13 protein-coding genes are annotated in these 20851 nt (G+C 74.1%); 12 read left to right on the top strand and 1 reads right to left on the bottom strand.

Features of this window, described 5'->3' with window-relative positions:
- Position 1 precedes the first annotated feature (1 nt).
- From argS to LQ51_RS06635, 7 genes are all read left to right on the top strand, one after another.
- Entirely contained in the window at positions 2 to 1666 is a 1665-nt protein-coding gene (gene argS, locus LQ51_RS06605) for an arginine--tRNA ligase (RefSeq protein ID WP_046563781.1), read from the top strand.
- Positions 1667 to 1670: 4 nt separating this feature from the next.
- Positions 1671 to 3080: a diaminopimelate decarboxylase gene (gene lysA, locus LQ51_RS06610; RefSeq protein ID WP_046563782.1), complete on the top strand. Its 1410-nt coding sequence runs from the start codon at positions 1671 to 1673 to the stop codon at positions 3078 to 3080.
- Positions 3077 to 4387, top strand: a complete 1311-nt coding sequence (locus LQ51_RS06615; RefSeq protein ID WP_046563783.1) for a homoserine dehydrogenase — start codon at positions 3077 to 3079, stop codon at positions 4385 to 4387. Before lysA ends, LQ51_RS06615 begins: the two co-directional genes overlap by 4 nt.
- A gap of 113 nt (positions 4388 to 4500) precedes the next feature.
- The gene (gene thrC, locus LQ51_RS06620; RefSeq protein ID WP_046563784.1) at positions 4501 to 5550 is read left to right on the top strand and encodes a threonine synthase; all 1050 of its coding nucleotides are present in this window, start codon (positions 4501 to 4503) and stop codon (positions 5548 to 5550) included.
- Between the two features lie 394 nt (positions 5551 to 5944).
- On the top strand, positions 5945 to 9211 hold the full coding sequence (locus LQ51_RS06625) for an efflux RND transporter permease subunit (RefSeq protein ID WP_046563785.1): 3267 nt from the start codon (positions 5945 to 5947) through the stop codon (positions 9209 to 9211).
- Between the two features lie 195 nt (positions 9212 to 9406).
- Positions 9407 to 10219, top strand: a complete 813-nt coding sequence (locus tag LQ51_RS06630) for a polysaccharide deacetylase family protein (protein WP_046563786.1) — start codon at positions 9407 to 9409, stop codon at positions 10217 to 10219.
- Between the two features lie 20 nt (positions 10220 to 10239).
- Complete coding sequence (locus tag LQ51_RS06635) at positions 10240 to 11484, top strand: MFS transporter (protein WP_046563787.1); 1245 nt, start codon at positions 10240 to 10242, stop codon at positions 11482 to 11484.
- Between the two features lie 4 nt (positions 11485 to 11488).
- On the opposite strand, the gene LQ51_RS06640 is transcribed toward LQ51_RS06635, so the two are convergent.
- Complete coding sequence (locus LQ51_RS06640; RefSeq protein WP_046563788.1) at positions 11489 to 11923, bottom strand: hypothetical protein; 435 nt, start codon at positions 11921 to 11923, stop codon at positions 11489 to 11491.
- Between the two features lie 112 nt (positions 11924 to 12035).
- On the opposite strand from LQ51_RS06640, the gene thrB reads away from it, so the two are divergent.
- From thrB to prfA, 5 genes are all read left to right on the top strand, one after another.
- Positions 12036 to 12974: a homoserine kinase gene (thrB, locus tag LQ51_RS06645; protein ID WP_046563789.1), complete on the top strand. Its 939-nt coding sequence runs from the start codon at positions 12036 to 12038 to the stop codon at positions 12972 to 12974.
- Positions 12975 to 13267: 293 nt separating this feature from the next.
- Positions 13268 to 15361: a transcription termination factor Rho gene (gene rho, locus LQ51_RS06650; protein WP_046563790.1), complete on the top strand. Its 2094-nt coding sequence runs from the start codon at positions 13268 to 13270 to the stop codon at positions 15359 to 15361.
- Between the two features lie 183 nt (positions 15362 to 15544).
- Positions 15545 to 19021 (top strand): phosphodiester glycosidase family protein, encoded by a 3477-nt coding sequence (locus tag LQ51_RS06655; protein ID WP_046563791.1) that lies wholly within the window; start codon positions 15545 to 15547, stop codon positions 19019 to 19021.
- Positions 19022 to 19408: 387 nt separating this feature from the next.
- Positions 19409 to 19633, top strand: a complete 225-nt coding sequence (rpmE, locus tag LQ51_RS06660) for a 50S ribosomal protein L31 (protein WP_046563792.1) — start codon at positions 19409 to 19411, stop codon at positions 19631 to 19633.
- A gap of 103 nt (positions 19634 to 19736) precedes the next feature.
- On the top strand, positions 19737 to 20825 hold the full coding sequence (gene prfA, locus LQ51_RS06665; RefSeq protein WP_046563793.1) for a peptide chain release factor 1: 1089 nt from the start codon (positions 19737 to 19739) through the stop codon (positions 20823 to 20825).
- Positions 20826 to 20851 lie beyond the last annotated feature (26 nt).

The raw sequence follows: 20851 nt of genomic DNA on the forward strand, positions 1-20851 counted from the left end.
GGTGACTCCCGCAGAACTCGCCGAGGTCGTCCTCACCGCAGCCCATGCCGTCTTCGCGGACCGAGGGCTGGACCGCTCCGCGCTGCCCCCGCAGACCGCCGTCGAGCGGCCGCGTAACCCCGATCACGGCGACTACGCCTCGACGCTGGCGCTGCAACTCAGCAAGAAGGTGGGGGTGCCCCCGCGGGAGCTGGCCACCGCCCTGGCCGAGCAGCTCGGCCGGGCGCCGGGGGTCAAGTCGGTGGAGATCGCCGGCCCGGGCTTCCTGAACATCCGGCTCGACGCCGCCGCCGCCGGGCAGCTCGCCAAGGTCATCGTCGAGGCCGGCCCGGAGTACGGCCGCAGCGACGCCCTCGCCGGTCAGAAGATCAACCTGGAGTTCGTCTCGGCGAACCCGACCGGGCCGGTGCACATCGGCGGGGTCCGCTGGGCCGCCGTGGGCGACGCGCTCAGCCGGCTGCTCCGGGCCACCGGCGCGGAGGTCGGCACGGAGTACTACTTCAACGACGCGGGCTCCCAGATCGACCGGTTCGCCCGCTCGCTGCTCGCCGCCGCCCGGGGCGAGCCGGCGCCGGAGGACGGCTACGGCGGCGCGTACATCGCCGAGATCGCCAGCGAGGTGGTGCGGCGCCGGCCCGAGGTGCGGGACCTCGCCGACGCCGAGGCCCAGGAGGTGTTCCGGGTCGAGGGCGTCGAGCTGATGTTCGCCGAGATCAGGTCGTCGCTGCGCGACTTCGGCGTCGAGTTCGACACCTACTTCAACGAGAAGGACCTGCACGAGCGGGGCGAGCTGGACCAGGCGTTGGAGCGGCTGCGCGGGCAGGGCCACCTCTACGAGTCCGAGGGCGCGACCTGGCTGCGCACCACCGACTTCGGTGACGACAAGGACCGGGTGCTGCGCAAGTCCAACGGGGAGTGGACCTACTTCGCCGCCGACTGCGCCTACTACCTGGACAAGCGGGAGCGCGGCTTCGAGCGCGTGGTGATCATGCTGGGCGCCGACCACCACGGCTACATCGGCCGGATGAAGGCCATGGCGGCCTGCTTCGGCGACGATCCCGACCGCAACCTGGAGATCCTCATCGGCCAGTTGGTCAACCTGCTGCGCGACGGCGCGCCGGTACGGATGAGCAAGCGGGCCGGCACCGTGGTGACGCTGGAGGACCTGGTCGACGCGATCGGCGTGGACGCCGCCCGGTACGCGCTGGCCCGCTACTCCAGCGACTCGCCGATCGACATCGACGTGGAGCTGTGGACCCGGGCCACCCGCGACAACCCGGTCTACTACGTGCAGTACGTCGCGGCCCGGACCGCCAGCGTCGGCCGCAACGCCGCCGAGGTCGGGCTGACCCGGGGCGAGGCCGCCGACTTCCGGCCCGAGCTGCTCGCCCACGAGAAGGAGAACGAGCTGCTCAAGGAGCTGGCCGCGTTCCCGTCGGTGGTGGCCGCCGCGGCCGAGCTGCGCGCCCCGCACCGGCTCTCGCACTACCTGGAGGACCTGGCGCAGGCGTACCACCGGTTCTACGACAACTGCCGGATCCTGCCGCGCGGCGACGAGGAGGTCACCGACCTGCACCGGGCCCGGCTGTGGCTCAACGACGCCACCCGGGTGGTCATCGCCAACGGCCTGCGCCTGCTCGGCGTCTCCGCCCCGGAAAGGATGTAGCCCCATGCGCGCGCATGAGGCCGGTGCCCTGCACGGCGATCTGGGCAACCGGGGGCCGGCGTGGCTGCGTACCCCGGTCGATGTCAACGCCCTGGTGCCGCAGCTGTGGCCGCGCAACGTGGCCCGCGCCGACGGCGGCGCGCTGACCGTCGCGGGCCTGGACGTCCGCGAGCTGGCCGCCGAGTACGGCACCCCGGCGTACGTGCTGGACGAGGACGACCTGCGCGAGCGCTGCCGGGAGTTCCGGGCGGCCTTCCCCGACGCCGACGTGTACTACGCCGGCAAGGCGTTCCTCTGCCGCGCGGTGGTCCGCATGATCGCCGAGGAGGGGCTGTTCCTCGACGTCTGCACCGGCGGCGAGTTGGCCACCGCGCTCTCGGCCGGGATGCCACCGGAGCGGATCGGCTTCCACGGCAACAACAAGTCGGTGGCCGAGCTGACCCGGGCGGTGGACGCCGGGGTGGGCCGGATCATCGTGGACTCGTTCGCCGAGATCGACCGGCTCACCGCGCTCGCCCGGGAGCGGGGGGTCCGCCCTCGGGTGCTGGTCCGGGTCACCGTCGGCGTGGAGGCGCACACCCACGAGTTCATCGCCACCGCGCACGAGGACCAGAAGTTCGGCTTCTCCCTCGCGGGCGGCGCGGCCGCCGCGGCCGCCTTCCGGATCCTCGACGAGGACGTGCTGGAGCTGCGCGGCCTGCACTCGCACATCGGCTCGCAGATCTTCGACGCCAGCGGCTTCGAGGTCTCCGCCCGCCGGGTGCTCGCGCTGCAGGCGCAGATCCGCGACGCCCGCGGCGTGGAGCTGCCCGAGTTGGACCTGGGCGGCGGCTTCGGTATCGCGTACACCACCCAGGACGACCCGGCCGCGCCGCAGGACCTGGCCAAGCGGCTGGCCAAGATCGTCGACGGGGAGTGCGCGGCGGAGCAGCTGCGGGTGCCGCACCTGTCCATCGAGCCCGGCCGGGCCATCGTCGGGCCGGCCGTGTTCACCCTCTACGAGGTGGGCACGGTCAAGTCCGTGCCGCTCGGCGCCGGTGGCGGCGCGGCGGACGGTCGGGTCTATGTGAGCGTCGACGGCGGGATGAGCGACAACATCCGCACCGCGCTCTACGACGCGTCGTACTCGGCGACGGTGGCCAATCGCGCCTCCTCGGCGGAGCCGATGCTCGCCCGCGTGGTGGGAAAGCATTGTGAGTCCGGGGACATCGTGGTGAAGGATGAATTCCTGCCCGCCGACGTGCAGCCCGGAGATCTTGTCGCGGTGCCCGGCACCGGGGCCTACTGCCGGAGCATGGCCAGCAACTACAACCATGTCCCGCGGCCCCCGGTGGTCGCCGTCCGCGACGGTCGGGCGCGGCTGATCGTCCGCCGGGAGACCGAAGACGACCTGCTCGCATTGGATGTGGGATGACCTCACCGGTTCGCTTGGCGCTGCTCGGCTGTGGCACGGTCGGCAGCGACGTGGTGCGGCTGCTGCACGAGCAGTCGGCCGACCTCGCCGCCCGGATCGGCGCCCCGCTGGAGATCGCCGGCATCGCGGTACGCCGACTCGGCCGGGACCGCGGCGACCTGCCGGTCGACCCGGCGCTGTTCACCACCGACGCGCTCGGGCTGATCAAACGCGACGACGTGGACGTGGTGGTCGAGGTGGTCGGCGGCATCGAGCCAGCCCGGAGCTGGCTGGTCGAGGCGCTGCGCGCCGGCAAGAGCGTGGTCACCGCCAACAAGGCGCTGCTCGCCGAGGACGGCGCCACGCTGCACGACGCCGCCGCCGAGGGCGGCGCCGACCTCTACTACGAGGCCAGCGTCGCTGGGGCCATCCCGCTGCTGCGCCCGCTGCGCGAGTCGCTGCACGGCGACCGGATCAACCAGGTCACCGGCATCGTCAACGGCACCACCAACTTCATCCTCTCCGCCATGGACGCCACCGGCGCCGGCTTCGCCGAGGCCCTGGAGGAGGCGACTGAGCTGGGCTACGCCGAGGCCGACCCGACCGCCGACGTGGAGGGCTTCGACGCCGCCGCGAAGGCCGCCATCCTCGCCTCCCTGGCGTTCCACACCCGGGTCACCGCCGCCGACGTGCACCGGGAGGGCATCACCGAGGTGAGCGCCGCCGACGTGGCCAGCGCCAAGGCCATGGGCTGCACCATCAAGCTGCTCTGCATCGCCACCCGGGGCGCGGACGCGGCCGGCCGGGAGACGGTCAGCGTCCGGGTGCACCCGGCGATGATCCCGCTGACCCACCCGCTGGCCAGTGTCGGCGACGCGTTCAACGCGGTCTTCGTCGAGGCCGAGGCGGCCGGGCAGCTGATGTTCTACGGCCGCGGCGCCGGCGGCGCGCCGACCGCCAGCGCCGTCCTCGGCGACGTGGTGGCGGTGGCCCGTAACCGGCTCGCCGGGGTGCACGCGGCCAGCGAGTCCGCCTACGCCGACCTGCCGGTCCGGCCGATGGGGGAGGCGCTCACCCGCTACCACATCAGCCTCGACGTGGCGGACCGGCCGGGTGTGCTGGAGGCGGTGGCCGGGGTCTTCGCCCGGCACGAGGTCTCCATCGCCACCGTGCGGCAGGCCCCGGCCGGCGCCGGCCCGGGCGCGGAACTGGTCATCGTCACCCACGTGGCGCCGGACGCCGCGCTCGCCGCCACCGTGCGGCAGCTGCGCGGGCTGGACATCGTCCGCTCGGTCACCAGCGTCCTCCGGGTGGAGGGTGGCGCGTAACGCCACCGTCCCGCCTGATGGTTAGGGGAAGGTGTGCCGGCGGCCCGTTCGGGAGGCTGCGCCACGCTGGTGAGGGCCCCGACACGGCCGGGGCGGGAGACGAGGAGAGCGACATGTGGCGGGGTCTGATCGAGACGTACCGGGACCGGCTGCCGGTCACCGACGCCACTCCCGTCGTCACCCTGCACGAGGGGAACACCCCGCTGCTGCCGGCGCCGGTGCTCTCCGCCCGCACCGGGGCCGACGTCTGGCTCAAGGTCGAGGGGGCCAACCCGACCGGCTCGTTCAAGGACCGGGGCATGACGGTCGCCGTCTCCAAGGCGGTCGGGGCCGGCGACAAGGCGATCATCTGCGCCTCCACCGGCAACACCAGCGCCTCCGCCGCGGCGTACGCGGCGCGCGCCGGGATCACCTGCGCGGTGCTCGTGCCGCAGGGCAAGATCGCGCTGGGCAAGCTGGCCCAGGCGCTCGTGCACGGCGCCAAGCTGCTCCAGGTGCAGGGCAACTTCGACGACTGCCTGGCGCTGGCCGGCAAGCTCGCCCAGGACTACCCGGTCGCCCTGGTCAACTCGGTCAACATCGACCGGCTGCACGGCCAGAAGACCGCGGCGTTCGAGATCGTCGAGGCGCTCGGCGACGCGCCGGACATCCACTGCCTGCCGGTCGGCAACGCCGGCAACATCTCGGCGTACTGGATGGGCTACTCGGAGGACCTGCGGGACGGCAACGCCACCCGGGCCCCCCGGATGTACGGCTTCCAGGCGGCCGGCGCGGCACCCATCGTCACCGGTCAGGTGGTGCCGGAGCCGTCCACCATCGCCACCGCGATCCGGATCGGCAACCCGGCGAGCTGGACGAAGGCGGTCGACGCCCGGGACGCCTCGACGGGCCTGATCGCCGCGGTCACCGACCGGGAGATCCTGGCCGCGTACCGGTTGCTGGCCCGCGAGGTGGGCGTCTTCGTCGAGCTGGGCAGCGCGGCCAGCGTGGCCGGCCTGCTCCAGCAGGCCGCCGCCGGTGGCGTACCGGCCGGCGCCACGGTGGTCTGCACGGTCACCGGGCACGGCCTCAAGGACCCGGAGTGGGCCATCTCCACCGCCCCCGCCCCCATCACCATCGCCAACGACCCCCTGGCCGCCGCCCGCTCCCTCGACCTCGCCTAACCCCCCACCCCACCCACCCACCCCACCCACCCCCCACCCCCGACGTTGATCAAGGAGTTTGGGTGCGGGAGGAGGCCAAAGGCTGACGCAAACTCCTTGATCAACTGCCCTCCGGCTGCCCTGCGCTGCCCTGCGGCAGCGCTGCAACTGGCCTCAGGCTGCGGTGCCGGTAGCAATTCGGTCGCGCGGCGAGGTCGACCGGTCCGTCCGGGCCGGGAGGTCGACCGCTCCGTCCGGGCCGGGAGGTCGACCGGTCCGTCCGGGCCGGGAGGTCGACCGGTCCGTCCGGGTCGGGAGGTGGTGGCGGGAGGGCGGGGTGGGTGACGGGGAGCGTGATCGGATGGGGGAGACTCTGGGCACCCCGCCGACCCCTTCTCAGGAGTGAGTAACGCAGATGTCGCTGCTCGCCAGATTCAGCCTCGCCAACCGGGGACTGATTGCCCTCATCGCCCTGGTGACCACGGCGTTCGGGGCGTTCGCCGTGCCGTCGCTCAAGCAGCAGCTGCTGCCGTCGCTGGAGTTCCCCGCCGCCTTCATCGTGGCGCCGTACCCGGGCGCCGCGCCAGAGATCGTCGAGGCGCAGGTCGCCGAGCCGATCGAGAACAGCCTCCAGGGCATCCCCGGCCTGGAGAAGGTGACCTCCACCTCCCGAGAGGGCGCCGCCACCGTCCAGGTGCAGTACGCCTTCGGCACCGACCTCGACGACGTGGTCAACAAGATGCAGACCGCGCTGGGCCGGATCGACGCGCAACTGCCCGAGGGCGTGGACCCGCAGGTCATCGCCGGCAGCACCGACGACCTGCCGGCCGTGGTGGTGGCCGCCAGCGGCGGAGGCGACGAGCAGGCCCTGGCCGAGAAGCTGCGCAGCACCGTCGTACCCGAGCTGGAGAGCCTCGACGGGGTCCGCACGGTCGACGTGACCGGCACCCGCGACCAGGTCGTGCTGGTCACGCCGGATCCGGCCAAGCTGGCCGCGGCCCGGCTGGCCCCGACCGCCGTCGCCACGGCGTTGCGGGACAACGGCGTCGCGCTGCCGGCCGGCGCGGTGGCCGACGGTAGCCGGTCGCTCCCGGTGCAGGTGGGCACCCCGATCCGGACGCTGGAGGACCTGCGCGGCATCGTGCTCGCCACCGCACCCGCCACCCCGGTACGCCTCGGCGACGTGGCCCGGGTGGAGCAGCAGCTCGCCCCGGCCACCGCGATCACCCGCACCAACGGCAAGCCCAGCCTGGGCATCGCGGTCACCGCCAGCCCGGACGGCAACGCGGTCGGCATCTCGCACGACATCCGGGACCGGCTCGACGAGCTGTCGGCCGCCTCCGGCGCCGAGCTGACCGTGGTCTTCGACCAGGCGCCCTTCGTCGAGCGGTCCATCGAGAGCCTCACCACCGAAGGCCTGCTCGGCCTGCTGATGGCGGTCGTGGTGATCCTGGTCTTCCTGCTCTCGGTCCGCTCCACCGTGGTCACCGCGGTCTCCATCCCGCTGTCGGTGCTGGTCGCGCTGATCGTGCTCTGGGCCGGTGACTACTCGCTCAACCTGCTCACCCTGGGCGCGCTGACCATCGCCGTCGGCCGGGTGGTGGACGACTCCATCGTGGTGCTGGAGAACATCAAACGGCACCTGGAGTACGGCGAACCGAAGCGGGACGCCATCCTCGGCGCGGTCCGCGAGGTGGCCGGCGCGGTGACCGCCTCCACCCTCACCACCGTCGCCGTCTTCGCGCCGATCGCGCTGGTCGGCGGCTTCGTCGGCCAGCTCTTCGCGCCCTTCGCGATCACCGTGACGGTGGCCCTGCTCGCCTCGCTGCTGGTGTCGCTGACGGTGATCCCGGTGCTGGCGTACTGGTTCCTGAAGCCACGGCCGGCCGCCGACGGCGCGGTCCGGCGCAGCGCCGAGGAGAAGGAGCTGCGCAGCCCGTTGCAGCGGGCGTACCTGCCGGTGATCGGCTTCGCCACCCGGTCGCGGGGCACCCGCTGGGCCACCGTGGGGCTGGGCCTGCTGCTCCTGCTCGGCACCTTCGGCCTGGCCCAGAAGCTGGAGACCAACTTCCTCGACGACTCCGGTCAGGACACCCTCTCCATCACCCAGAAGCTGCCGGCGGGCACCGGCCTGGCCGCCACCGACCAGGCCGCGGCCCGGGTCGAGGAGATCCTCCGGCGTACGCCGGGAGTGAAGACGTACCAGGTCACGGCCGGCGGCAACGACAACCCGTGGGCGGGCGGCGGTGGCAACAACACCGCCTCCTTCGCGGTGGCGCTCACCGACGACACCGACGCGGCGGCGGTCCGCAAGACCCTGCGCGCGGACTTCGACGCGCTCGGCGCCGAGGCCGGTGAGCTGAGCTTCGGCGCCGGGCAGAACGCCGCGTCGGCCGGCCAGCTCGCGGTGGTCGTCCAGGCCGCCGACCAGGACACCCTGGCCCGGGCCGCCGAGGCCGCCCGGGGCGCGCTGGCCGGTACGCCGGGCGTCGAGGACGTCACCACGAGCCTGGCCACCCAGGTGCCCCGGGTCGAGGTGACCGTCGACCGGGTCGCCGCGGCGCGGGCCGGCTTCACCGAGGCGGCCGTCGGGCAGTTCGTCGCGCAGGCGTACCGGGGCTCCCCGCTGGGCCGGGTCACCCTCGACGGTGGGCAGCAGGACGTGCTGCTCAGCACCGGCGCCCGGCCGCCGATGACCGTGGACGAGCTGCGCGCCCTGCCGTTGGGCCGGGTCAAGCTGGACGACATCGCCGACGTCAACCAGGTCGACGGCCCGCAGCAGGTGACCCGGATCGACGGTGAGCGCAGCGTCTCGATCACCGGTACGGCCACCGGCTCGAACCTGGGCGCCACCACGCAGGAGTTGCAGCGGCGACTGGACGCGCTGGACGTGCCGGGGGCCACGTTCACCGTCGGCGGGGTGAGCGCCCAGCAGAAGGACGCCTTCGCCGACCTGGGGCTGGCCGTGCTGGCCGCGATCGCGATCGTCTTCCTGATCATGGTGGCTACCTTCCGGAGCCTGACCCAGGCGCTGATCCTGCTCATCTCGGTGCCGTTCGCGGCCACCGGCGCGATCGCGCTGCTGCTGGTCACCGGCACGCCGCTGGGCGTACCGGCGCTGATCGGCGTGCTCATGCTGGTCGGCATCGTGGTGACCAACGCGATCGTGCTGCTCGACCTGATCAACCAGTACCGGGGGCAGGGTATGGGCGTGGCCGAGGCGGTGGTCGAGGGCGGCCGGCGCCGGCTGCGACCGATCCTGATGACCGCCGTGGCCACGATCTTCGCGCTGCTGCCGATGGCCTTCGGCCTGACCGGTGAGGGCGGTTTCATCTCCCGCCCGCTGGCGGTCGTGGTGATCGGCGGCCTGCTCAGCTCGACGCTGCTGACCCTGATCCTGGTGCCGACCCTCTACACGATGGTGGAGCGCACCAAGGAGTCGCTGCGCGACCGGCGGGCCCGCCGCCGGGGCGTGCCGGAGCCGGTGCCGCCGGCGCCGGAGCAGGAGTCGGCGCCCGAGCCGGTCCCGGCGCTGGTCGGGGCGGACGGTTCGCCGGCGGAGGCGACCGCCGAGCCGCCCGCGCGGCGGGCCCCGTCCGCCGCGCTGCTCGACGGGACCGACCAGTTCGAGGTGCTCCGGCTGCCGAAGAGCCGCCGCTCCCCGCTGCCGCCCACCGACTGATCCCACTGCGCCCGTGCCGGGCGCACCGCACCGCCACGATGGCCGTCCCGCTCGGGGCGGCCATCGTGCCGTGCGGGCCCGGAAAGGGGGCGGTGCGCGGAACGCGCGGGTTGTACCGTGAGTGAATTGCCACCTACTGTCTGTGCCCCGACGTCCCGGTTGCCGGGCTCGCGGGCCGGAGCGGGAGCGGGGGTCATGGCGGACGGCGCGGGCGCGGTGTGGGGCCGGCGCACCGTGCTGCGCCGCAGCGCCCTGCTGGCGGGCGGCGCCGCCCTGGGCGCCGCCGTCACCTCGCAGAGCACCTGGATCGCCGACCGCCGGCTGCCGCTGGCGGGTGGCCCGGCCAGCGCCACCCTGGGCAGCCGCCACCAGCAGGTCGGCGCCGGGGTGGTCGAGGTCGCCTGGGGGGTGCCCACCGCCGAACGGCTGGTCGCGCTGACCTTCGACGACGGTCCGCAGCCCCGGTGGACGCCGATGGTGCTGGACACCCTGGAGCAGCACCGGGTGCCGGCCACCTTCTTCCTGGTCGGCGCGCGGGCACGGCAGCACGCGGCGCTGCTGCGCGGCCGGCTGGGCCGGCACGAGGTCGGCAACCACAGCTGGGGCCATCACGACCTGGCCCGGATGGACGCGCACACCGCGTACGACGACCTGCGGCGCAGCCACGACGCGATCGCCACGGCCACCGGCCAGGCCCCCCGGCTGCTCCGCCCGCCGTGGGGACACCTGGGCGGGGCGGTGCTGCACGCGGCCGCCCGGCTGAACTACCGGCTGGTGCTCTGGACCCTGCAGATGGTCGAGGGCGAGTTCCCGAACGACCCGGCGGGCCACGCCCGGCGCATCGTCGCCGACGTCCAGCCCGGCACGATCCTGCTCGGACACGACGTCGGCACCGACAAGCGGCTGGTGGCGCTCCGCGGCCTGCCCGACATCATCACCGGGCTGCGCGACCGGGGGTACTCCTTCGTCACCGTCTCCCAGCTGCTCCGGCGCGCGCCCGCCAGCTGAGCGGGGGATAAAGTTCCGGCGTGTCACCCACCCTCTCGGTCCTGGTCCGCAACCGCGACTTCCGCAACCTGTTCCTGGCCGAGCTGGTGGTGTTCGGTGCCGACTGGTTCGTCATGGTGCCGCTGCTGGTGCTCCTGCCGGAGCTGACCGGCAGCGGGGTGTGGGGGGCGCTGGTGCTCGCCGTGGACACCGGCACGACCGCGCTGCTGCTGCCGTACAGCGGGACCATCGCCGACCGGTTCGACCGGCGGAAGATCATGATGGCGGCGAACCTCGCCGCGCTCGCCGGCATCCTGCTGCTGCTCGGGGTCCGCAGCGCCGGCACGGCCTGGCTGGCGCTGGTGTCGATCGCGGCGGTGGCGGTGGCCAAGGCGTTCTACTCACCGGCCGCCCAGGCCGCCCTGCCCAACGTGCTCGACCCGGCGGACCTGGCCGCGGGCAACGCGATCGCCGGCTCCGCCTGGGGCACCATGACGGTGGTCGGCGCCTCGCTCGGCGGCATGCTCAGCGCCGCCGCCGGCCCGTACGTCAGCTTCTGGGTGGCGGCCGGCGCCCTGGCGGCGGCCGCGGGCCTGGCCGCGCTGATCCGCCGGCCGCTGCAGGCTCCCCGGGACCCGGCGGTGGTCACCCCGCGCACCTGGCCGGCGATCCGCGAGGCGCTGCGTTACATCGCGCACCGGCCGCGGGTGCTCGCCCTGGTCACCGTGAAGTCGGCGGTCGGCCTGGGCAACGGCGTGCTGACCGTCTTCCCGCTGCTCGCCGGGGTGTACGGCGTCGGGTCGGTGGGCACCGGCCTGCTCTTCGCCAGCCGTGGCGCCGGCGCCCTGGTCGGCCCGATCCTGATGCGCCGGGTGCTGAGCAACCGGGCCTGGCTGCTCACCGGGCTGGCGCTCTCCATGTCCCTCTACGGGCTGGCCTATCTCGGCGCCTCGGTGGTCGACTGGTTCCCGCTGGTGCTGGTGCTGGTCTTCCTGGCCCACCTGGGTGGCGGCAGCAACTGGGTGATGTCCAACTACGCCCTCCAGGGCGAGGTGCCGGACCGGCTGCGGGGGCGGGTGTTCGCCACCGACATGATGCTCGCGACGCTGGCCATCTCGATCAGCCAGCTGGTGGTGGCCCTGGTCGTGGACCGGGTGGACGAGCGGACCGTGCTGGCCGGCTGCGGCCTGGTCACCGTGGTCTACGCGGTGGGGTGGCGGCTGGCCACCCGCCGGCTCTCGCTGACCGACCCGGCGGAGCAGCCGGAGGCGAGCCCGGCGTCCTGACCGGTCAGGCCGGTTCGTGCGGCGGCGACGGCGGGTACGGGGCCCCGGCGGCGGGCGGAGTCACCGGCGGGTGCGGCCAGCCGGCCCACGTCGGGGGTGGGGCGTCCGGGCCGGTCGCGCGCCGGCCGGCCAGCGCGGCGGCGATCACCAGGCCCAGTCCCAGCGGATGCAGCACGAGCTGGATCAGGCCGATGAGCGTGCCGAGCCGGATCAGCTCGCTGCTGCTCCAGCCCTCGCCGAGGGAGCGGCTGACCGTCAGCGCCCAGAGCAGGCTGACCGTGGCACCGATCAGCAGCACCGCCACCCCGCCGAGGAGCAGCCCGCGCGGGCCGCGCGGCAGCCGCCGGTTGACCAGCGCCAGCACCAGCCCGGCGATCAGGACGAGGAAGTTCGGCAGTTGGGTGAGCAACTGCAGGCCGGTGGCGCCGAGGTATCGCACGTCATCTCCCGATCGTGGCGGACCGGCGTCAGGCTAGTGGACGGGCGCCATTCCCACGGTCCGGGCGAACCGCCGCGCTGTCGGTGCGGGGTCCTAGCATGAGCCGGTGCCGATGACTTTCACCGCCGGGCCGGTCCGCGTCCGGGTGCCCGCGACCAGCGCGAACCTGGGGCCGGGCTTCGACGCGCTCGGGCTGGCCCTGGGCCTGCACGACGACGTGGCGGCGGAGGTGACCACGGGCGGCGTCCGGGTGACGGTGAGCGGGGAGGGGGCCGGCGACCTGCCAGCCGACGACCGGCACCTGGTGGTCACCGCCATGCGGGCCGCCTTCGACGTGCTCGGCGGACAACCGCCGGGGCTGGCCCTGGAATGCGTCAACCGGATCCCGCAGGCCCGGGGCCTGGGTTCCTCCTCGGCGGCCATCGTGGCCGGCGTGCTGCTGGCCCGCGCGTTGGTCCCGGACGGCGCCGAGCGGCTGGACGACGCCGCCGCGTTGCGGCTGGCCTCCGAGCTGGAGGGCCATCCGGACAACGTGGCGCCCTGCCTGCTCGGCGGGTTCACGATCGCCTGGACGGAGCCGTCCGGCGCCCGGGCCGTCTCGTTGCCGGTGGCGGAGGCGGTCCAGCCGACCGTCTTCGTGCCCGACGAGCGCGGCCTGACCGCCGAGGCGCGGGCCGCGCTGCCGGCCACCGTGCCGCACCCGGACGCGGCGCTGACCGCCGGGCGGGCGGCGTTGCTGGTGCACGCGCTGACCACCGAGCCGGCGCTGCTGCTGCCGGCCACCGTCGACCGCCTGCACCAGGACTATCGTGCCCCCGGCATGCCGGCGACGGCGGCCCTGGTCGGCGCGCTGCGTGCGGCGGGTGTGGCGGCCGTGGTCAGTGGGGCGGGCCCGACGGTTCTGGCGCTCAGCGAGGTTCCTCCGGCCTTCCCCGGGGGAACAAACTGGCGGCGCTGGGAGTTGCCGATAGACGTCAGCGGTGCCCGGGTAACCCGGGGTAGACTGGGACACGCCGAGCGGGACCCTGTTGCCGCAGGTCGGAAGAGTTGATTACGCTCTAGACTCAGCACAGCCGCGAAGCATGCGATCTCCTGCGGGTCGGCGCACCCCCGAAGCTCTCGGCGGTCAGCCCGTCACCCCTGCCAAGGCCCACGCCGCACCGCAGTTTCCACAGGTCGCCGCAGACGGCGAGACCTGCTCACCACGTCGGTGAGTCGGGAAACCGACCGGCTGCTGTGTCACAGACTCCCGCACCGCGTCCGTGCGAAGCGGGTGCACCGAGGCCGCCCGGCCACCTGGTTCTCGACTCCGGGCAGTCCCGGCCTATCGAGGGAAGGAATCCATTGAGCGACACCACCGACGTGACGTCGGATGTTTCCAACGTCGCTGGCGATGCCACCACCGCCGCCGCCCCTACGCGCCGTCGGCGCAGCGGTACCGGCCTGTCGGCGATGCTGCTGCCAGAGCTGCAGAGCCTCGCCGCGTCGCTCGGTATCTCCGGTACGGCTCGCATGCGTAAGGGCGAGCTGATCAGCGCGATCACCGAGCGGCAGGGCGGTGCCGCCGCCGGCACCCCTCGACCGCGGGCCGAGGTCGCGGCCGCGGCCGCTCCCGCTCGGGAGGAGGTCCACGCCGAGGTGCGCGAGGAGCGCGCCGAGACCGAGCGGCGCTCCGCCGAGCAGGCGCCGGCCGCCGAGGCGACCGAGGGTCGCACCCGGAGCCGCCGGGGCCGGGCCGCCGGTGGTGAGGCACGGGCGGCGGAGACCCGCACCGAGGAGGCCACCGCCGAGACCGGCGAGCGGACCGAGCGCGGCGAGGGTCGGGGTCGGGAGCGCGCCGAGCGCACCGGCGACCGTGCCGAGCGAGCCGAGCGTGGGGACCGCAACGAACGGGCCGAGCGCGGGGACCGCGCCGAGCGGGGCGAGCGGACCGACCGTGCCGAGCGGGGCGACCGTGCCGAGCGGACCGACCGTGCCGAGCGGACCGACCGTGCCGACCGTGCCGAGCGGACCGACCGGGGCGACCGTGCGGAGCGGGGCGAGCGGGCCGAGCGCGGGGACCGCAACGAGCGGGGCGACCGCGGTGACCGGGGCGAGCGCAACGACCGGGGCGACCGCAACGACCGGGGTGACCGGGGTGACCGCAACGACCGTGGCCAGCGGGCCGAGCGGGACCACGACGGCGACGACGACGGCGAGGGCGGCGGCCGGCGCGGCCGGCGCAGCCGGTTCCGCGACCGTCGGCGCGGCCGTGGCGAGCGGGGCGAGGGTGAGACCGGCGGCCGCGAGCCGCAGGTCGGCGAGGACGACGTGCTCGTCCCGGTCGCCGGCATCATCGACGTGCTCGACAACTACGCCTTCGTGCGGACCACCGGCTACCTGGCCGGCCCGAACGACGTGTACGTCTCGATGTCCCAGATCAAGAAGTACGGCCTGCGCCGCGGTGACGCGATCACCGGCGCCGTGCGGGCCGCCCGGGACGGCGAGCAGCGGCGCGACAAGTACAACCCGCTGGTCCGGCTGGACACCATCAACGGGATGGAGCCCGAGGAGGCCCGGCGCCGGCCGGAGTTCTACAAGCTCACCCCGCTGTACCCGCAGGAGCGGCTGCGGCTGGAGACCGAGCCGCACATCCTGACCACCCGGGTCATCGACCTGGTGATGCCGATCGGCAAGGGCCAGCGTGCCCTGATCGTCTCGCCGCCGAAGGCCGGCAAGACCATGGTGCTGCAGGCGATCGCGAACGCGATCACCCGCAACAACCCGGAGTGCCACCTGATGGTGGTGCTGGTCGACGAGCGGCCGGAAGAGGTCACCGACATGCAGCGGTCGGTGAAGGGCGAGGTCATCGCGGCCACGTTCGACCGTCCGCCGCAGGACCACACCACGGTCGCGGAGCTGGCCATCGAGCGGGCCAAGCGCCTGGTCGAGCTGGGCCACGACGTGGTCGTGCTGCTGGACTCGGTGACCCGGCTGGGCCGGTCGTACAACCTGGCGGCACCGGCCAGCGGCCGGATCATGTCGGGTGGTATCGACTCCACCGCGCTCTACCCGCCAAAGCGCTTCCTGGGCGCGGCGCGGAACATCGAGAACGGTGGCTCGCTGACCATCCTCGCCACCGCGCTGGTGGAGACCGGGTCGATGGCGGACACGGTCATCTTCGAGGAGTTCAAGGGCACCGGCAACGCGGAGCTCAAGCTGGACCGGAAGATCGCCGACAAGCGGGTCTTCCCGGCGATCGACATCAACCCGTCCGGCACCCGCAAGGAGGAGGTCCTCCTCGCGCCGGAAGAGCTGGCGATCGTCCACAAGCTCCGGAAGGTGCTGCACTCGCTGGACTCGCAGGCGGCGCTCGACCTCCTGCTGGACCGGCTCAAGCAGTCCCGGACGAACATCGAGTTCCTGATGCAGATCGCGAAGTCCACCCCGGGCGAGTGAGCTGACGGACCGACGCGAGGGGCACGGCCTGCGGGCCGTGCCCCTCGTCGCGTCCCGGGACCGTCGCCGGCCCGGCGCCCCCGCACGACCGTCGCCGGCCCAACGCTGCCGACCGGTGAAGTTTTTCTTCGGTTAAGCCGAGAGGTATTGAAACTTCTGTTCAGTCTCGGTTGACTGTCGTCCATGCGTACCCGCAGTCGAACCGCCCGTCTCGCCGGCGTCCTGCTGCTGACACCGGTGCTCACGCTGGCCGGACCCGTACCGGCCGCCGTCGCCGCGCCCCCGGTCGGTACCGCCACGCCGGCCGAGGACGCGCCGGCCGCCTCCTCCCGACCCGACACCGCGGTCACCCTGGCCAGCCCGGCCGCCGCCGCCACCGCCACCGCCGGCGGCCTCGAGCCGGCTGGTGGCCTGGAGACCGCGAAGGCCACCCGCCCGGTTGCCCCCGGCCTCGAACTGACCTCCTTCGACCGGTACGACGCCGCCGGCTGGCTGCGCGCCGACGCGCTCACCGCTGACCTCTCCGGGGGCGTCACCGTCGACTACGTCAACTCCGGCGCGGTCACCCGGGACGAGCCGCTGCGGGCGGCGGTGGACCGCTCCCGGGCGGTCGCCGCGGTCAACGGCGACTTCTTCGACATCAACGCCTCCGGTGCGGCGCAAGGCATCGGCATCCGCTCCGGCGAGCTGATCCAGTCGCCGGTCGCCGGCCACACCAACGCCGCCGCGATCAGTGCCGAAGGGCTGGGCCGGATCGTCCAGATCGGCTTCGAGGGCAGCGCCGCCCTGCCGGCCGGCCCGGTGCCGCTGACTCAGTTCAACAACATCGTGCAGCGCGACGGGGTGGGCGTCTTCACGCCGCTCTGGGGGACGTACTCCCGGGGGCGGGCGGTGGAGGGCGCGGCCCGGACGGTCGAGGTGACGGTGACCGGCGGACGGGTCGCGACCGTGGCCGGCACGGCCGGGACGGGCCCGATCCCGGCCGGCAGCACGGTGCTGCTCGGCCGGGAGGCGGGGGCGGACGCCCTCGCCGCGCTGCGCCCCGGCGACCCGGTGGACCTGACCTGGCGGCCGAAGGCCGCCGACGGCAGCAGCCCGCGCGCCGCGGTCGGCGGCGGCAGCGTGCTGGTCCGCGACGGGGTCGTGCAGGACGTCGCCGACCCCAGCCTGGCGCCGCGTACCTCGGTCGGCTTCTCCGCCGACGGACGGAAAATGATCATGCTGACGGTGGACGGCCGGCAGGTGGACAGCCGGGGCGTGACCCAGACCGAGATGGGCCGGATGATGCGGGAGCTCGGCGCGTGGAACGCGCTGAACCTCGACGGCGGCGGCTCCTCGACCCTGTTGGCCCGGGAGCCCGGCGCGGCCACGGTCCAGGTGGAGAACAGCCCGTCCGACGGCACCGAACGCCCGGTCCCCAACGGCCTGGCCATCTACGCGCCGCAGGGCAGCGGCCGGCTCACCGGCTTCTGGGTGGAGACCGCCAGCGATCCGACCGCCGCGCCGGGCGTCGCCCCGGTGCGCGGCGGCCGGCCCGACCGGGTCTTCCCCGGCCTCACCCGCCGGCTCACCGCCGCCGGCTACGACGAGACGTACGGGCCGGCCGCCGGCACGCCGCACTGGCGGGCCACCCCGGCCGCCCAGGGCCGGGTGGACGACGCCGGGGTGTTCCGGGCCGGCCGGCCCGGCCACGCCACCGTCACCGCCTCCCGGGGGAAGCCGCGCGGCAGCATCGCGCTGACCGTGCTCGGCCCGCTGGAGCGGATCGACGCCACCGTGGACCGGCTCGGCCTGAACCAGGCCGGCGACAGCGGCCTGTTCGGTGTGGTCGGCTACGACGCCGAGGGCAACACCGCGCCCATCGAGCCGGCCGACCTGCGCCTGGCGTACGACCACGACCTGCTCGAGATCACCCCGCGGCCGGACGGCAACCTCGACGTGCGGGCCCGCGTCGACAGCGGCTCCGCCCTGGTCACGGTGACCGTGGGCGGGACCACCACGGTGCTGCCGGTGACCGTCGGGCTGACCGACGTGCCGGTGGCCGGCTTCGACGACGCGGCGTCCTGGACGTTCAGCCAGGCCCGGGCCGCCGGCTCGGTCGCCCCGGCGGACGGCCACACCGGCACCGGCCTGAAGATGTCGTACGACTTCAGCCAGTCCACCGGCACCCGGGCCGCGTACGCCGACCCGCCCGCCTGGATCGACGTGCCCGGCCAGCCGCAGGCGTTCGGCATGTGGATCAAGAGCAACGGCACGGGGGAGTGGCCCAGCCTGCACCTGCACGACGCCCAGGACACCCAGTTCGTGCTCCGCGGCCCGTACCTCACCTGGACCGGCTGGCGCTACGTCGAGTTCGCCGTCCCGGCCGGGGTGCAGTACCCGGTGCGGGTGCGCCGGTTCTACGTGGCCGAGACCGATCCGGCCAAGCAGTACCGCAGCGAGGTGGTCATCGACGACCTGGTGGCCCGGATCCCGCCGGCCCTCCAGGCGCCGGAGGAGGCGAACCGCACCGACCGGGTGGTGCTCCGCGACGGCACGGTGGACGGCGCGCCGTGGCGCTTCGCGGTGCTCTCCGACGCCCAGTTCGTGGCCGCGAACCCGGACAGCGACCTGGTCGCCCAGGCCCGCCGTACGCTCCGCGAGGTCAAGGCGGCGAAGCCGGACTTCCTGGTGATCGACGGGGACTTCGTGGACACCGCCTATCCGGCCGACTTCGCGCTGGCCAAGCGGATCCTCGACGAGGAACTGGGCGGGCAGCTGCCGTACTACTACGTGCCGGGCAACCACGAGATCATGGGCGCCCCGATCGGGAACTTCGCGGCCGTCTTCGGCGACACCTCCCGGGTCTTCGACCACCGGGGCACCCGGTTCGTCACGCTGAGCACGGCCACCGGCTCGCTCCGCGGTGGCGGCTTCGACCAGGTGGAACTGCTGCGGTCCACGCTCGACGCGGCGGCCGTCGACCCGGCCGTGGGCTCGGTGGCGGTGCTCTTCCACCACCCGCCCCGCGACCCCAGCCCGGCCAAGGCCAGCCAGCTCCTCGACCGCAAGGAGGCGGCGCTGGTGGAGCAGTGGCTGGCCGACTTCCAGCACCGCACCGGCAAGGGCGCGCTGATGGTCAACGGGCACGTCGGCACCTTCCACGCCGACCGGGTGGACGGCGTGCCGTACGTGATCAACGGCAACTCCGGCAAGGACCCGTCCACCCCGGCCCAGCTGGGCGGCTTCACCGGCTGGACGGAGTTCGGCGTGGACCCGGTGAGCCCGCAGGAGGCCGAGCGGGCCCGGCGGGACCCGCTGGCCGAGGGACCGGAGTGGGTGGCGGCCGAGTTCCACGCCCACCTGGACCGGCTCGACCTGGCCGCGCCGGCCGAGGTCACGGTCGGTGCCCCGGCGCTGGTCACCGCGACGCTCACCCAGCCCAGCGGCCGGACCGTCCCGGTGGCCGCGCCGGTCAGCGCCGACTGGTCCGGCTCGCCCAACCTGTACATCGGCGGCGCCGGCGGGGTGAAGCCCTGGCACGTGGCCCGCTTCGACCCGGCCACCGGGCGGCTGACCGCGCTGCGGCCCGGCGCCCAGGTGCTGCTCGCGGTCACCGTCAACGGCGTCCGCGCCCAGGCGACGGTGACCCTGGCGGCGGCGGAGGCGCCCGCCGCCTGACGCCCGGCCCCGGTGACGCGGAGGGTGCCGCCCGCGTCCCCGGGGCCGGCCCGCCCGCCGGCGGGCTCCTCGACCTGGGGGAGGAGCCCGCCGGACGGGTGTGCGGGCAGCCCCCGGGTCGCGATCAGGCGGAACACGCCACACCTCCCGTTCGTCCCGTGCCGGGCACCCCGGCGGACGAATGCCCGGGAGCCGGGCGGGAATGCGGGGCGGGAGGTGAGCGTTGCGCCTGCCGGACCTGCTGTGTGGGCCGCTCGTCGAGTCGGCGGACGCCCGTGGCACACTGGTCAATCGGCCACCGGTTCCGGTTCACGCCCGAGTCCCGTCGCACCACGACGGGACGCCCGACGGCGACCCGGCGACCACCGACGAAAGGACCGAGGCGACATGAAGCCCAACATCCACCCGGAGTACGTGACCACCGAGGTCCGCTGCTCCTGCGGTAACTCCTTCACGACCCGCAGCACCGCCAAGGGCGGCGCCATCAGCGTCGAGACCTGCAGCGCCTGCCACCCGTTCTACACCGGTAAGCAGCGCGTGCTGGACACCGCCGGTCGGGTCGCGAAGTTCCAGCAGAAGTACGCCAAGGTTCAGGCCAAGAAGGCCAAGTAGCTCCGTCGACGACGCCCGTGTCCGGCTCCTGCCGGGCACGGGCGTTCGTCCGTTTCCGCCCGCCTGTTCCGGTCCACCGCGTCGCCGAAGGAGCACCCGCAGCATGAGCAGTGAGCGCCTGGCCGCCCTTCTCGACGAGTACGCCGAGCTGGAGCGGCGGCTGGCCGACCCGGCCATCCACGCCGACCAGGGCACCGCCCGGCGGGTGGGCCGGCGCTACGCCGAGCTGGTCCCGCTGCACAAGGCCGCCGGCGAGCTGGAGCAGGCCCGAGCCGACCTGGCCGCGGCCCGGGAGCTGGCCGCCGAGGACCCGGCGTTCGCCACCGAGGCGGAGGCGCTGGCGGCGTCCCTGCCGGCGCTGGAGGAGCGGCTGGCGGAGCTGCTGATCCCCCGCGACCCGCACGACGCCAAGGATGTCATCGTCGAGATCAAGGCCGGCGAGGGCGGTGAGGAGTCGGCGCTCTTCGCCGGCGACCTGCTCCGGATGTACACCCGGTACGCGGAACGGCACGGCTGGGTCACCGAGGTGATCGACGCCCAGGACTCCGACCTCGGCGGCGTCAAGGACGTCTCCCTGGCGATCAAGACCAAGGGGGTGCCGGAGGCCGGCAACGGCGTCTGGTCCCGGCTGAAGTGGGAGGGCGGCGTGCACCGGGTGCAGCGGGTCCCGGTCACCGAGTCGCAGGGCCGGATCCACACCAGCGCCGCCGGCGTGCTGGTGCTGCCCGAGGCCGAGGACGTCGACGTCACCATCGACCCGAACGACCTGCGGATCGACGTGTTCCGCTCGTCGGGACCCGGCGGGCAGTCGGTCAACACCACCGACTCGGCGGTCCGGATCACCCACGTACCGACCGGGATCGTGGTCTCCTGCCAGAACGAGAAGTCCCAGCTGCAGAACCGCGAGCAGGCCCTGCGGATCCTGCGGGCCCGGCTGCTCGCGGCGGCCCAGGAGCAGGCCGACGCGGCCGCCTCGGACGCCCGCAAGGCGCAGGTGCGCACGGTGGACCGGTCCGAGCGGATCCGCACCTACAACTTCCCGCAGAACCGGATCACCGATCACCGGATCGGCTACACCGCGTACAACCTGGATCTGGCCCTGGCCGGTGAGCTGGACGGCGTGCTCGACGCCCTGTCCGAGGCCGACCGCGCCGCCCGGCTGGCCGGCGAGACGGAGCTGACCCGCCGCTGACCCGGGGCCGCCGCCCGGCCGGCGCG

This window comes from Micromonospora sp. HK10 (genome assembly GCF_000982955.1).
Taxonomy (GTDB): Bacteria; Actinomycetota; Actinomycetes; order Mycobacteriales; family Micromonosporaceae; genus Micromonospora.

Bases quoted from the DNA above. Each gene is read 5' to 3' on its own strand.
- lysA (WP_046563782.1), top strand. From the start codon at position 1,671: ATGCGCGCGCATGAGGCCGGTGCCCTGCACGGCGATCTGGGCAACCGG.
- LQ51_RS06615 (WP_046563783.1), top strand. From the start codon at position 3,077: ATGACCTCACCGGTTCGCTTGGCGCTGCTCGGCTGTGGCACGGTCGGC.
- thrC (WP_046563784.1), top strand. From the start codon at position 4,501: ATGTGGCGGGGTCTGATCGAGACGTACCGGGACCGGCTGCCGGTCACC.
- LQ51_RS06625 (WP_046563785.1), top strand. From the start codon at position 5,945: ATGTCGCTGCTCGCCAGATTCAGCCTCGCCAACCGGGGACTGATTGCC.
- LQ51_RS06630 (WP_046563786.1), top strand. From the start codon at position 9,407: ATGGCGGACGGCGCGGGCGCGGTGTGGGGCCGGCGCACCGTGCTGCGC.
- thrB (WP_046563789.1), top strand. From the start codon at position 12,036: ATGACTTTCACCGCCGGGCCGGTCCGCGTCCGGGTGCCCGCGACCAGC.
- LQ51_RS06655 (WP_046563791.1), top strand. From the start codon at position 15,545: ATGCGTACCCGCAGTCGAACCGCCCGTCTCGCCGGCGTCCTGCTGCTG.
- rpmE (WP_046563792.1), top strand. From the start codon at position 19,409: ATGAAGCCCAACATCCACCCGGAGTACGTGACCACCGAGGTCCGCTGC.
- prfA (WP_046563793.1), top strand. From the start codon at position 19,737: ATGAGCAGTGAGCGCCTGGCCGCCCTTCTCGACGAGTACGCCGAGCTG.